The sequence below is a fragment of the Streptomyces sp. NPDC058683 genome, from assembly GCF_042716195.1.
Classification (GTDB): Bacteria; Actinomycetota; Actinomycetes; order Streptomycetales; family Streptomycetaceae; genus Streptomyces.
Window position 1 is genome coordinate 52707 of the sequence record NZ_JBHXSK010000053.1, and the last position, 12015, is coordinate 64721.

The following is a 12015-nucleotide window of genomic DNA, read 5'->3' on the forward strand; positions in this document are numbered from 1 at the left end:
GGGAGGGTCCTCTTACGGACACTCCCGCTCGGCCCGCCACCGGGCCGCCAGCACCCACGCCAGGTTCCCGATCGCCGCCCCCGCCGCCACCGCCGCGACGATCACCCCGCCCGTCGCCAGCCCGTCGCTGAACAGGTGCGGGCGCCGGTCCAGGCTGTGCAGGCCGAAGCCGGACAGCTCGTACACGCCCACCGCCGCGACCAGCAGGCTCGCCACCAGCACCGCCACCGTGGGGGCGAGGCCGCGCCGCGCCTCCTGTGTGTCCGTGCCCTGCATGAGTACCCCCGATGAGCTGACGAGCCGCCGTGGCCGATGGGGAACCTACAATACGTAGGGTCCGCAAGGCCTCAGGACGTGCGTATTCACATCGGCGTGGACACGGGGGGCAGCGCGCCCCGGGCCGGTGTCCTCGGTGTCCTCGGTCACAGCTTCCCGCCGCCGTGGTCCGCACGGGTGACGGCGCGGCGTACGCGGGGATGACGGCGCGGGACGAATCGGTCGTCGCCGTACCGGTGCGGGGCGCCGCCGGGTTCCGTCCCCTGAGGAAACCCGGCGGGCGATCGACCCTCCTGCCGCCGGCCGGGCTCAGCCGAACCGGCCCGCCACGTAGTCCGCGGTGCGCTGGTCCTGCGGGGAGTTGAAGACGGCGTCCGTGGCGCCGTGTTCGACGATGCCGCCCGGGGTGCCCTGTTCGGCCAGGAAGAACGCGCACTGCTGGGAGACACGCGCCGCCTGCTGCATGTTGTGGGTGACGATCACGATGGTGACCTGGCCGGCCAGGTCCTGGATCGTCTCCTCCACGCGGCGGGTGGACGTGGGGTCCAGCGCCGAGCACGGCTCGTCCATCAGCAGCACCCGGGGGCGGACCGCCAGCGCCCGCCCGATGCACAGGCGCTGCTGCTGGCCGCCGGAGAGGGCGCCGCCCGGCTGCCGGAGCCGGTCGCGGACCTCCTTCCACAGGCCCGCGCGGGTCAGGGACTCCTCGACCAGCTCGTCCCGCTCCCGCCGGTTCACCTTCGTGCCGGTCAGCTTGAGGCCGGCCACCACGTTGTCGTAGATCGACATCGCCGGGAACGGGTTCGGCTTCTGGAAGACCATGCCGATCCTGCGGCGGGCGTCGGTCAGGCGCCAGGACGGGTTGTAGATGTCCTCGCCCTCGAAGAGCACCTCACCGCCGAACTGCGCCGAGGGGATCATCTCGTGCATCCGGTTGAGGGTGCGCAGGAACGTCGACTTGCCGCAGCCGGACGGCCCGATGAGCGCGGTGACCTCGCCCGCGGGCATGGTCAGCGACACCTGGCTGAGCACCTGGTGGGAGCCGAACCAGGCGGAGACGGCACGGGCTTCGAGGGTGGCGGGGGCGGGGCCGTCCACCACCGGGACGGCGGCGGGCAGTACGGCGGTGTCGGTCGTCGCGGCGTCGGGCGCGGCGGTGTCGGTCGTCGCGGTCTCGGTCATCTCATTCACCTGGTTCACAGCAGATTCGGCAGCAGTTCGGTGGTCCGCGTCGCGACCTGGAGGCCGAGCACCGCGACGACCGGGGCGAAGACGATCCACGTCTGGTGGCGGCCCCAGCGGTGCCAGGTCCAGACGGCGGCCACGGCGGTGAGCAGCAGCGCCTGCAGCCACATCACCAGCGGCCACGGCACCCCGGAGGGGCGGGCGAGGGGTTCCTCGGAGTCCGGCAGCGTGCCGGCGCGGATCACGGCCGCGGGGGTCTGGAACGGCTCGGAGACCAGGTCGGCGTCGACGCGCAGGACACCCGAGGGCACGAACTTCGGCCCCGTCGCCGTGATCAGCACCAGCCGGCTCTTGCCGGCGGCGAGCGGGGCCGGCGCCGGATCCCCGGCCCGTCGTACGTCGATGACCAGGTACTTCGCCTTGCCCTGGCCGGTGATCACGGTGAACGTGTCGCCCGTGGTCAGCTGCGAGAGCCTGCCGAACGGGCCGCCGTACGCCGCCGCCCGGCCCATCAGCACGCTGGTGCCGGCCTGGCCGGGCATCGGGGTGTCCCGGCGGTGCCCGGGGCCGTCGGTCAGCACGGAGGAGTCGGTGCCCTCCAGGACGACCTGGCTCAGGCCCAGCTTCGGAATCCTGACGATCGCGAGCGGGGTGCCCGGTGCCAGCAGCTTGCCGTCCTGGTCGGTCTGGGCCACCGGGGCGGTGCCGAGGGCGAGTTGCTCGCGCAGCTGGTCGAAGTCGGCGTGCTGCGCGGAGTGCTGCTGGGCCCCGCTGACCACCAGCAGCTGCGCGGTGATGCCCAGCAGCAGGGCGGCGAGGCTGAGCAGTCCGCCCCGTGAGAGGTGGCGGACGAAGGTGAGGCTGCGGACGGGCCTGCGCGGCACGGCCGCAGCCAGAGCTTTCGGTGTCGGTACGGCGACGGTCACGGGGCCCGCCTCCTTCGGAAGATGCGTGCGGGGCCGCCGGGAGCCCCAAGGCTCCCGGCGGGCCCGTCAGACGGTTACTTGGAGGTGATGGTGAAGTTGGCGCCGGTCTTCGAGTTCACGGTCGAGGAACCGACGTAGAAGGCGTGCAGGGTGTGCTTGCCCTTGGACAGCTTCGGCAGGGTGATGGTGACCTTGCCGCCGCTCAGGGTGCCGGTCGCGATGACCTTGGAGCCCTGGTAGATGCGGACGGTGCCGCCCGGGGTGGTGCCGGTCGCGGTGACCTTGACGGTGACCTTGGCCCTGGCGGTGTGGCTCACCGAGGTGGGGTGCGAGGTGGAGACCGCCGCCGACGCCTTGGTGATCTTCAGGGAGACGGTCGTGGAGGACGCGTTGAGCTTGGAGGTGCCCGGGTAGGAGACCGACAGCGAGTGCGTGGCGACCTTGAGGTGGTTCGACAGGCTGACGCTGACCTTGCCCGCCGAGTCCAGGGTGCCGGTGCCGACGACCGTGGTGCCGTCCTTGACGGTGACCTTGCCGGTCGGCTTGACACCGTGCGTGCCGGTGACGGCGACGGCGACCTTCGGGGTCTTGCCGTAGGCGGTGGTGGCGGTGGTGGCCTTGGTGGTGCTGGCGTACTTGACCGCACCCTTCCAGGTGGCGTCCGCGCCGGCGCCGACGATGTTGTAGCCGGTGACCGTGGCGGTGTAGGTGCCGTTGGCGAGACCGGTGAAGGAGTACGTCTTGGTGGTGGCCGGGACGTCCTTGGTGGCGACGACCCCGCCGTCCGCGTCGGCCAGCGTCACCCGGTAGTCGGTCAGCGGCAGCGGGGTGGCGGCCGGGGCCGTCCAGGACAGCTTCAGGCTGGCGTCGCCCACGGTGGACTTGAGGACCGGCGCGGCCGGCACCGTGACGGCGGAGGAGGCACCCTCCAGGCCGCCCTGCAGAGCGTGCTTGGCCTGCAGGTTGATGGAGCCGTTGTACGGCTCGTTGACGAAGCCGAACGCCGCGATGACCTTCTCGGCGTTCTCCGACGCCGTCGCGGCGATGTGGCTGCCGCTGGTGACGAAGACGTCGTACAGGTCCTTGTCGAAGAAGACGCTGGTCGGGTCGATCGCCCGGGACGGGACGACGTTGTAGACGTCACGGCCGAACGTCGAGTTCTCGTAGTAGGCCTGGACCGGGGCCAGCTTGCCGTTCACCGTGGTGACCGGGCTGGTGTCGCCGGTGTCGCCCGGCAGCGTGATGGAGGCCAGGTGGCCGCCGGCCGCGGCCGCGGCCTTGCTGTAGTCGGGGGAGACGCCGTTGTTCTGGGCGATCCAGGAGCCCACGGAGAACGGGACGAGCGCGCCGTCCTCGGTGAGGGCCGTGTTGGCCTGGTTCTCCTGGACGACCTGGACGTTCGCCCCGAGCGGCGTGGTGGACATGCCGATCGCCGCGAGGAAGAACTTGCGGGTGCCCGAGCCGTCCTGCGGGATCTTCGGGTGCAGGGTCTGGCCGTTCAGCTCGGTGAGCGAACCGGAGTAGATCTCGAACAGCTGCTGCTTGGTCAGCGAGTTCAGGGCCGAGCCCTTGACCGCGACACCGACGGCGTCCCGGGCCATCGGAACGTAGGTGAGCGCGGTTCCGGTGGCGGTCGGGCCGCCGGAGGAGCGGGCGAAGTCGACCTGGCCCTTGATGACGGTACCGGTGCCGGCCGGGAACTTGTCGCCGGTCAGCGACGCGGACAGCGCCTTCTGGCCGTTGCCGGAGCCGTTCGGGCGGGTGAACGGCGCGCCGCCGGAGCGGGTGACGATGGTGGACGTGGTGGAGCCGGTGCCGGGCTCGATCGCGTCGTACGAGGCGATACCGGCGCCGGCCGCCGACTTCACGGCGGTCGCGGCGTAGCTGGTGCCGTTGACGGTGTCGCCGGCCAGGGCGTTGACCACGTCCTGGGTGGTGTCCGAGCCCACGCCGACCAGCTGGCGGAAGGTGCCCGCGGGGGTGGGGTCGGCGACCGCCGGGGTGGCGAGGGCCAGGCCGCCGGCCACCACGGCCGCGGCGACGAGCGCCGCCGAAGAGCGCAGATTGCGCATCGAGAGTCTCCTGACGAGAGCTAGCTGGGGTGTTGCAGAGGGATCTGGCAGGGTGGTGCAGACCGTCCGCCCCGACTGCCTTTCGGGGCGGGCGGCCGTCTGTGGGGAGCACTTGGCTCCGGTTGGGGTAGCGCCCATCAGGGGCGCGGGGCGGTATTGGATTTGCGGCTACCGCCGCGTGGGCGCGGCCAGCCACGACGCACCCGCAGACGACGTACCGCCGTCGTCACGGAAGCGATCGACAGCTGCCGGCCTCCGGCAAAGGGCGCGCCCACTCCGGCGACCGCCCCGAGCGCGGCGCCCGCCGGAACGGCGTACCGCAGCGGGTTGGCCGGGTCGGCCGGGGTGTTGCCGGCCGCGGTGGTCTCCAGCGCCTTGCCGCCGTCGAACGACGCCGACGCGCTCGGCGAGGCGCTGGTGCCGGTGCCACCGGCCCCGGCACCCGTGCCGCCGACGGCGCCGGTGCCCCCGGTGTCCCCGGCGGAGCCGGGCGCGCCGCCACCGGAGGTGTCCGTGCCGCCCCCGTCGGCCGAGCCGTCGCCGGCGGGGCTCGGGCCGGTGTAGTGGAGCAGCGCGTCGGCCGCCTTGACGGTCTGGGCGCGCAGCTTCTGGGAGAGGGGGGCGTAGCCGACGGGCAGCTTGCCCGGGTCGGAGCCGGAGGTCTGGCCGGTGGCCGCCGCGTACCGCAGCAGGGCGGCGTAGTCCTCGCGGGCGGCCTTGGTCACCTTGCCGGGGCGCACCGTCGCGTAGACCAGCTGGGCCAGCGGATAGGCACCCTTGGCCGTGGCGTTCGCCGGGGTGATCTCCGCGACGCCGGAACCGGAGGCGCCCGCCGCGGCCGCGGTCAGGCTCGCCGCGGTCGGGGCGACGAACTTGCCCGCGCTGTTCTCCAGTTCGGCGGTCTGCAGCCCGTAGCGGGCGGCGGAGGCCACGTCCGTCACCGTGATCACGAAGCGCGAGCCGACCGTCTGCGGACCGACGCTCTTGTACGCCGGCGGGCTGGCCAGCTGGTCCCAGCTGGACTTCCAGAGTGTGTCCGCGCGCCGGGTGTGCAGGGCGCCGGCGTGCATGTCGTCCACGTAGGGGTGGAAGTCGGTCATGCACTGCTTGCTGTCGTCGGGCGCGCCGGAACCGGGCGGGACCGTGCACCAGGGGTCGTTCTTCGGGTACTCGTCGGTGTTCGACGGGTCGAAGGCGGCGCCGGACGGGTTCAGGTCCGCGTTGGTGCTGTAGTACGGGTTCACCCGCATCCCGTCGTCGTCGGGGACACCGGCGAGGAACTGCCGGGCGTCCTTGTCGGCGACGATCCACTGCCAGAGCGCGCGGGCGGTGTCGGTGTGGCCCAGCGAGGTCATCAGATCGGTGTCGGTGGCCGGCGTCTCGGCGACCGAAAGATTGGCGAACTCGGGGTTCAGGGAGATGAACTCGGGGTCGGAGGCGAGTCCCGCCGGGTTGTTCTTGGCCCAGCCGTACCCCTTGGCCACCCCGCTGTTGAGCACCGAACCCCAGGTGGAGTTGCGGTACGACTCGGTGAGCAGCTTGGCCAGCAGGCGGGGGTCGAGCTTGATCGACTCGACCTTGGTGCCCGCGAGTTTCTGGACGCTCTCCGGCGCCGTGGACTTGGGTCTGCGTTCGATCGTGAACCCGATGACGGCCCCGCTCAGCGCGACCGGCGCGTAGGTCGTCGTACCCGATGGCGCGCTGGTGCCCGGGTCGGCACCGAGCTTGCGGGTGGTGAAGGCGAGACCGCTGGAGCCGTCCGAGATGAGCCGGGCCCGGGTGTTGGGCTCGCCGTACTCGGTGTAGCTGTAGACCTTGCCCTCCGTGCACAGCCTGGCCTGCCAGCTGGTCATCGCGTCGGCCGCCAGCTCGCTGCCCGTGGTCGGGCGTTCGTCGGAGCCGAGGGCGCAGTTGGTGCCCACGTTGTTGAAGTCCAGCTTGACGGCGACGCGGTTCTTCCAGTTGGTCGAGGAGACCGGGGAGCCCGCATTGACGTGGCTCTGGTCGGCGTACGGCTTGCCGTCCAGGTCGAGACTGCCCTGCGGGACGATCACCAGCCAGCAGGAGCGGGGTCGGGTGACGCCGTCGGTGGTGACGGGGACGCCGCAGCCGAGGTGCGGGGCCTCGTTGGCGGTCTGGACCTCGAAGTACTCCTGGCCGCTGCCGTCATCGCTGGTGCGGGCGAAGTCGACCTCGTTGGTGGTGTTGTAGTTGAAGAGCGGGTTGTTCTGGGTGTTTCTGGTGATCGTGGTGCCGTCCACCGACTTGAAGGGGACCTCGCCGGGGGCGTTCGGGTTGGTGGCGCCGTACCGGTCGTCCTGGCCGTAGTTCGTCGGGTCGGCGCTGTAGAAGATCTGCCGGGTGTCGTCCTGTCCGTTGCCCGGCCAGCCACCGCGGTTCGTGGTGGGGGAGGCGCCGAACTGGCACTGGGTCCGTGACGGGCCGGGGTTGGACGGGACCGTCCCGTCGTCGTCGCCCCAGCACTGCATGATCTGTACGAAACCGGTGTTGAACTGCGAGCCCGCGAACGTGGTCGGCGCGCCGCCGGACCAGCTGACCGAGATGGCCTGGCTGGTGAGGTGGGTGGTCTGGCTGACCGTGAACTTCATGTCCTTGAACTCATCGCGTCCGGACACCGTCACCGCGGAGCCCGCGCCGCCCGCCGCGGTGGCGGACGGGGCCGCCTGGGCCACGGCGAGACCGGCGAGGGCGCCGACGGTGGCGCCGGCCAGCAGCCGGACCAGGGCGTTTCTGATCCGCCGTCTCATCGTGAACTCCCGTCGTCCGAGCGGCCGTTGCTCTTGCTGCCCACCAGTCGGGAGACCAGCGAGGGCAGCAGGAGGAGGCCGAAGACCAGGACCGCGGCCAGCAGCATCAGCGTCTGGGTGCCGGTCCAGCCGTGCGCGGTGGCCACGGCGACCGGCTGGGCGAGGGCGACGGTGCCGCCGGCGGTCGTACCCGCGCTGGATCCGGTGCCGCCGGATCCGGTGCCGTCCGGGGAGATGGTCTGGCCGGTGTCGGGGTCGACGGAGGGCGTGGCGCTGCTTCCTCCAGCGGAGCCGCCGGTGTCGCCACCGGTGCCGGTCGCGCCGCCGGAGCCGCTGCCGCCGGTGCCACCGGAGGTGCCGCCGCCGTTGTTGTTGCTGGAGTTGCTCTTGGTGCCGCCGGTGCCCGTGGTGCAGGGTGCGGCGCCCTTCTTGTCACAGGCAGCGGGGTAGGGCGCGGTCTGGGCCAGCCGGTTCTGGCCGCTGGCGGTGAAGGTCGGGTTGTTGCAGTTCTTGATGTTGATGTTCTGCGTCTTCACGCCCGGGATCCGGCGGATCTGGTCGAAGCCGGCCTGGACGAGGTTGATCGGCAGCGGCGAGTAGCCGAGCTTCGGCGCCTGTTGCTGGCCCTGGCACATGAAGTAGTAGGAGAAGGCGCCGAGCGTCTTGCCCTTTTCCTTGGTGAAGGTGCCCTGCACCTTCAGCGGCAGGATCATGTACGAGTAGCTGGACAGCGGGTAGTTGCGCTTGTCGGTGTCGTTGTAGACGCCGTCGAGCTGCTGGGTGAGGTAGTCCGCCGAGCTCTTGTTGGTGTTGATCTTCGCCTTGAGGAGCGAGACCGCCACGTTCGACGGGGTCGGCTCGGTGTAGTAGCCCGCGTGGTTCAGGACCTTCGCCACGGGATACCGCGCGTTGATGGCGTACGAGTAGTTGACGTAACCGATCGCGCCCTCGCCGTAGTTCTGGGCGACGTAACCGGCGACACCGAGGTCACCGGACTGGGCGATCATGCCGGAGACGGTGGGGTAGTACGACGTCTGGCCGCAGGACCCGGACCGGCCGACCTTCGCGCAGTACGCGTTCCAGAGCGACTTGTGCTGGTTCGCCATCCACATCGTGAACTGGGCGGTGGAGCCGGAGCCGTCCGAGCGGACCACCGGGACGATGGTGCGGTGCGGCAGCTGGAGGCCGGGGTTGTCGGCCTTGATCACCGGGTCGTCCCAGGTCTTGATGACCCCGGTGAAGATCTTGGTGACCACGTCGCCGGAGAGGCGGAGGTTGGTGACCTTCTTGCCGTTGACGGTGAGGTGGTACATGAACACCGTGCCGCCGGCGACGATCGGCATGTAGGCGTACGACCCCGAGGCCGGGCGCTCGGCCGCGCTGCCGTCGGTGGGGTTCGTCTGGAACGGGATGTCGGAGACGGCGAAGTCGACGGTGCCGGAGAGGAACTGGCGGCGGCCGTCCGACGAACCGGTGCCGGCGTAGCTGATCCGCATGCCGTACTGGTTGACGGCGCGACGCCATTCGTCGACGGCGTTCTCGGCCCAGGTGGAGCCGGCACCGGCGATGGGGGTGTACGAGTCGGCGACGGCGGGGGTACCGGCGAGGGTGCCGATGATGCCGAGCAGTGCGGCCAGGATGCCCAGCCGTCTTAGGGCGTTGAGGAGCTGGCTGGACATCAGTGGCTGTCTCCTGTTGCGAGGTCGGTGTTCCCACCCGCACCACCCGTGCGGGTTTCGTCGTCGAGTGCGGGTGGCTCCTGTGGGGCGGAATCGCCGTCGGCGGCTGCGGGCCCCTGCGGGGTTCTTTCGCCGTTGTCGGGTGCGGCCTTCTGCGGAGTGTCTTCGCCGTTGTCGGGTGCGGGCCTCTGCGGGGTGTCTTCGCCGTTGTCGGCTGTGGCCTCCTGCGGGGTGCCTTCGCCGTTGTCGGCCGCGGTCTCGTGCGGGGGACCTTCGCCGTTGTCGGCCGCGGCTGCGGCGTGGCCGGTTGCGCTCCGCGGTGGAGTTGCCGGCTGATGCAGTCCCGCGCCGCTCTCGGGGTGCTCGTTGCGGTCGGCGCCTGCAGTGGAACCGGTCTCGAACAACTCCAGTCCCGGCGTGTGGAGGTCGGCGAACCTCGTCGTGTCCCGGCGGGACGCCCTCGCCGCTCTTCTCGCCTGGCGCTTGTTCTGGTGGCCGGGGCCGCGGCCACCGATCACCCGGGCGATCGCGAAGAGGACCAGGACCAGTGCCATCAGGACCGCCGCCGAGCCGAAACCGCGGGCGATCATCGTCGGCTCGGGGGACTTGACGAAGTTGAAGACGGCGAGGGGGAGGGAGACCATCGGGCCGCTCGTCGGGTCGGCGTTGAGCGCCGCCGTGAAGCCCGCCGTCAGCAGGACCGGGGAGGTCTCGCCGATGCCGCGGGCCGTGCCGAGGATGACGGCGGTGGCGAGACCGGAGCGGGCCGTCGGCAGGACCACGTGCCACACCGTCCGCCAGCGCGGGGCGCCGAGGGCCTCGGAGGCCTCCGTCAGGTTGCCCGGCACCAGGCGCAGCACCACGTCCGCCGCGCGGATCACGATCGGCAGCATCATCACGCTGATCGCGAAGCCCGCCGCCAGACCCGACTTCTGCATGCCGAGACCGAGGATCCAGACCGCGTACACCATCAGGCCGGCCACGATCGACGGCAGCGCGGTCATCGCCTCGACGATCGTACGGACGAACCGCGAGAAGCGGCCGCGGATCTGGTTGAGGTACACCGCGCAGGCCAGGCCCAGCGGGACCGTGATCGCCAGCGCGATGGTGATCATGATGAGCGTGCCGACCATGGCGTGCGCGATGCCGCCGTGGGTCAGCGGGTCGAGCGGGCCCGCCGCCTGCATGTCCTGGGTGAAGAAGTTGCCGTGCGGCAGGGCCTCCCGGCCGCGCCACGCGGTGAAGCCGACGACCATCGCGAGCGCGAGGAACATCAGTCCGCCCGCGGTCCACAGGACGACGGTCATCACCCGGTCCCGTACCGCCTGCCCGTCCTCCTCAAGGCCTGTCAACACCGCGTAGATACCTAGGAATGAAAGGTATGCGGTGACGAAGAAGCCCAGTCCACCGGAGAACGGCGCGAGTTCGCCGAAGAGGAGGACGGCGGTGCACAGCCCGGAGGCGGCGGCGCCGAACAGCGACAGCACCCCGGAGCGGGTGAGCCCGCCGATCCGGCGCGGCACGTCGGGAAGCCCGGCGACGGAGTCGTTCGCCGTGCCGTCCGCGGGGACGTCCAGGGGGGCGTCCTGCGGAACGTTCTTCTCAAGGTCTACGACGGTCATCGTCACCCCTCGCTCTGCGCGCCGGACCGTGACCGCGCCACGATCGAGGAGGCGGTGAAGTTGACCGCCAGGGTGAGCAGGAACAGCGCCAGGCCCGCGGCCATCAGCGCCGACATGCCGAAGGTGGAGGCATCGCCGTAGTGCAGGGCGATGAGGGAGGAGACCGAGTTCGAGCCGGTCTGCAGGATGTGCGGCTGGATCACGAAGACCGGGGAGATGATCAGGTAGACCGCGATGGTCTCGCCGAGCGCCCGCCCCAGGCCCAGCATGGTGCCGCCGATGATCCCGCCCATGCCGTACGGCAGTACGACCGCGCGGATCATGCCCCACCGGGTGGCGCCGAGCGCGTAGGCGCCCTCGCGTTCACCGGCCGGCGCCTGGGCGAACACCTCGCGCATCACCGAGCACTGGATCGGCGCGACCATCAGGGCGACGACGATTCCGGCGACGAAGGTGGAGGCGGTGTAGACGCTCTGGGAGGCCAGGGGCTCGCCCGGCTGGGTGCCGTCGACGTGCAGGAACGGAATCCACCCGAACCAGTCCGACAGCCAGCGGGACAGCCCGATCACATGCTCCTGGAGGAAGAACAGCCCCCACAGGCCGTAGACCACGGACGGTACGGCGGCCATCAGGTCCACCATCGTGACGAGCGTGCGGCGCAGGGGCCGGGGTGCTACGTCCGAGATGAACAGGGCGGTGCCGAGGGCCAGCGGCACGCTGATGGTGACGGCGACCGCGGCGATGAGCAGCGTGCCGGTGAGCACGGCCGCGATGCCGAACCTGTGCACGTCCGGCTGCCATTCGGCGGTCGTCAGGAAGGCCCAGACGCCTCTGGCCCGCAGCGCCTGCCCGGCCCGGAGCAGCAGGAACAGCCCTACGGCGGCCATGATGGCGAGGACGATGCCGCCCGTGGCCGTCAACTGGTACCGGAACATCCGGTCCCCGAGCCCCCGGGCGGCTGACAGCCGCCTGGGCACGGGTCTTTCGGATTCCGCCCCGGCGGAACCCTCAAGCGTGGACACCACTGTGTCCCCCCTATACGAAAAGAATCTCCCCACACGGCCCCGAAATGGGGTGCCGCGCGGGGAGAGTCAATGGCCGGTTCCTTGCGCACCAGCACGTCGAATATGGAGAACAGGTGAACTGTCCATGCCATTTCAGTGGGGGAGATGTGGGCGCCTGTGTACTGGAGGGTCAGGCGGGGCGGGGCCGGTGGGGCGGCGTGCGGGGCCGAAGTCGGGCGTCGGCGGATGTGAAGGTGCCGGTGAGCGGGCACGGAGGGGGTACGGGCGGGCCGAGCGCCGCCGGGGGTCGGGCGCCGAGGCTGCGGCCGGGTGAAGGGGGAGTTAAGTCGCTTGCTGTGTAAGGGAGTTGAGGCGCAGCCCGGACGGGGGAGTCTGGGCAGAGGCGGGGGAGGGAGTTGAGCCAAGCGCCGGGCGCGCGGGTTCGGCCATGGCCGGGCGCAGCCGGTTCGGTCGAGGGCCCGG

8 protein-coding genes are annotated in these 12015 nt (G+C 71.1%); all 8 read right to left on the reverse strand.

The genetic code is table 11. The features are described 5' to 3' along the window. Positions 1–12: 12 nt before the first annotated feature. The 8 genes from ACFWXC_RS41875 to pstC all read right to left on the reverse strand — a co-directional run bounded on the left by ACFWXC_RS41875 (position 13) and on the right by pstC (position 11505). On the reverse strand, positions 13–276 hold the full coding sequence (locus tag ACFWXC_RS41875) for a hypothetical protein (RefSeq protein WP_351741198.1): 264 nt from the start codon (positions 274–276) through the stop codon (positions 13–15). 309 nt (positions 277–585) lie between these two features. Next, on the reverse strand, positions 586–1458 hold the full coding sequence (gene pstB / locus ACFWXC_RS41880; protein ID WP_384487527.1) for a phosphate ABC transporter ATP-binding protein PstB: 873 nt from the start codon (positions 1456–1458) through the stop codon (positions 586–588). Positions 1459–1472: 14 nt separating this feature from the next. Then, positions 1473–2387 carry a sortase gene (locus ACFWXC_RS41885; protein WP_384487528.1) on the reverse strand — a complete coding sequence of 305 codons (915 nt, stop codon included), beginning with the start codon at positions 2385–2387 and terminating at the stop codon, positions 1473–1475. A 74-nt stretch (positions 2388–2461) separates the two neighbouring features. Continuing rightward, on the reverse strand, positions 2462–4459 hold the full coding sequence (locus ACFWXC_RS41890) for an Ig-like domain repeat protein (protein WP_384487530.1): 1998 nt from the start codon (positions 4457–4459) through the stop codon (positions 2462–2464). A gap of 137 nt (positions 4460–4596) precedes the next feature. After that, on the reverse strand, positions 4597–7227 hold the full coding sequence (locus ACFWXC_RS41895; RefSeq protein WP_384487531.1) for a hypothetical protein: 2631 nt from the start codon (positions 7225–7227) through the stop codon (positions 4597–4599). After that, positions 7224–8906, reverse strand: a complete 1683-nt coding sequence (gene pstS, locus ACFWXC_RS41900; RefSeq protein ID WP_384487532.1) for a phosphate ABC transporter substrate-binding protein PstS — start codon at positions 8904–8906, stop codon at positions 7224–7226. Before pstS ends, ACFWXC_RS41895 begins: the two co-directional genes overlap by 4 nt. Next, positions 8906–10528 (reverse strand): phosphate ABC transporter permease PstA, encoded by a 1623-nt coding sequence (gene pstA / locus ACFWXC_RS41905; protein WP_384487534.1) that lies wholly within the window; start codon positions 10526–10528, stop codon positions 8906–8908. Before pstA ends, pstS begins: the two co-directional genes overlap by 1 nt. 2 nt (positions 10529–10530) lie before the next feature. Continuing rightward, the gene (gene pstC / locus ACFWXC_RS41910; RefSeq protein WP_351741181.1) at positions 10531–11505 is read right to left on the reverse strand and encodes a phosphate ABC transporter permease subunit PstC; all 975 of its coding nucleotides are present in this window, start codon (positions 11503–11505) and stop codon (positions 10531–10533) included. Positions 11506–12015 lie beyond the last annotated feature (510 nt).

Coding starts and splice junctions, on each gene's coding strand:
- ACFWXC_RS41895 (WP_384487531.1), bottom strand. CDS start 7,227: ATGAGACGGCGGATCAGAAACGCCCTGGTCCGGCTGCTGGCCGGCGCC.
- ACFWXC_RS41890 (WP_384487530.1), bottom strand. CDS start 4,459: ATGCGCAATCTGCGCTCTTCGGCGGCGCTCGTCGCCGCGGCCGTGGTG.
- pstB (WP_384487527.1), bottom strand. CDS start 1,458: ATGACCGAGACCGCGACGACCGACACCGCCGCGCCCGACGCCGCGACG.
- pstA (WP_384487534.1), bottom strand. CDS start 10,528: ATGACCGTCGTAGACCTTGAGAAGAACGTTCCGCAGGACGCCCCCCTG.
- ACFWXC_RS41875 (WP_351741198.1), bottom strand. CDS start 276: ATGCAGGGCACGGACACACAGGAGGCGCGGCGCGGCCTCGCCCCCACG.
- pstS (WP_384487532.1), bottom strand. CDS start 8,906: ATGTCCAGCCAGCTCCTCAACGCCCTAAGACGGCTGGGCATCCTGGCC.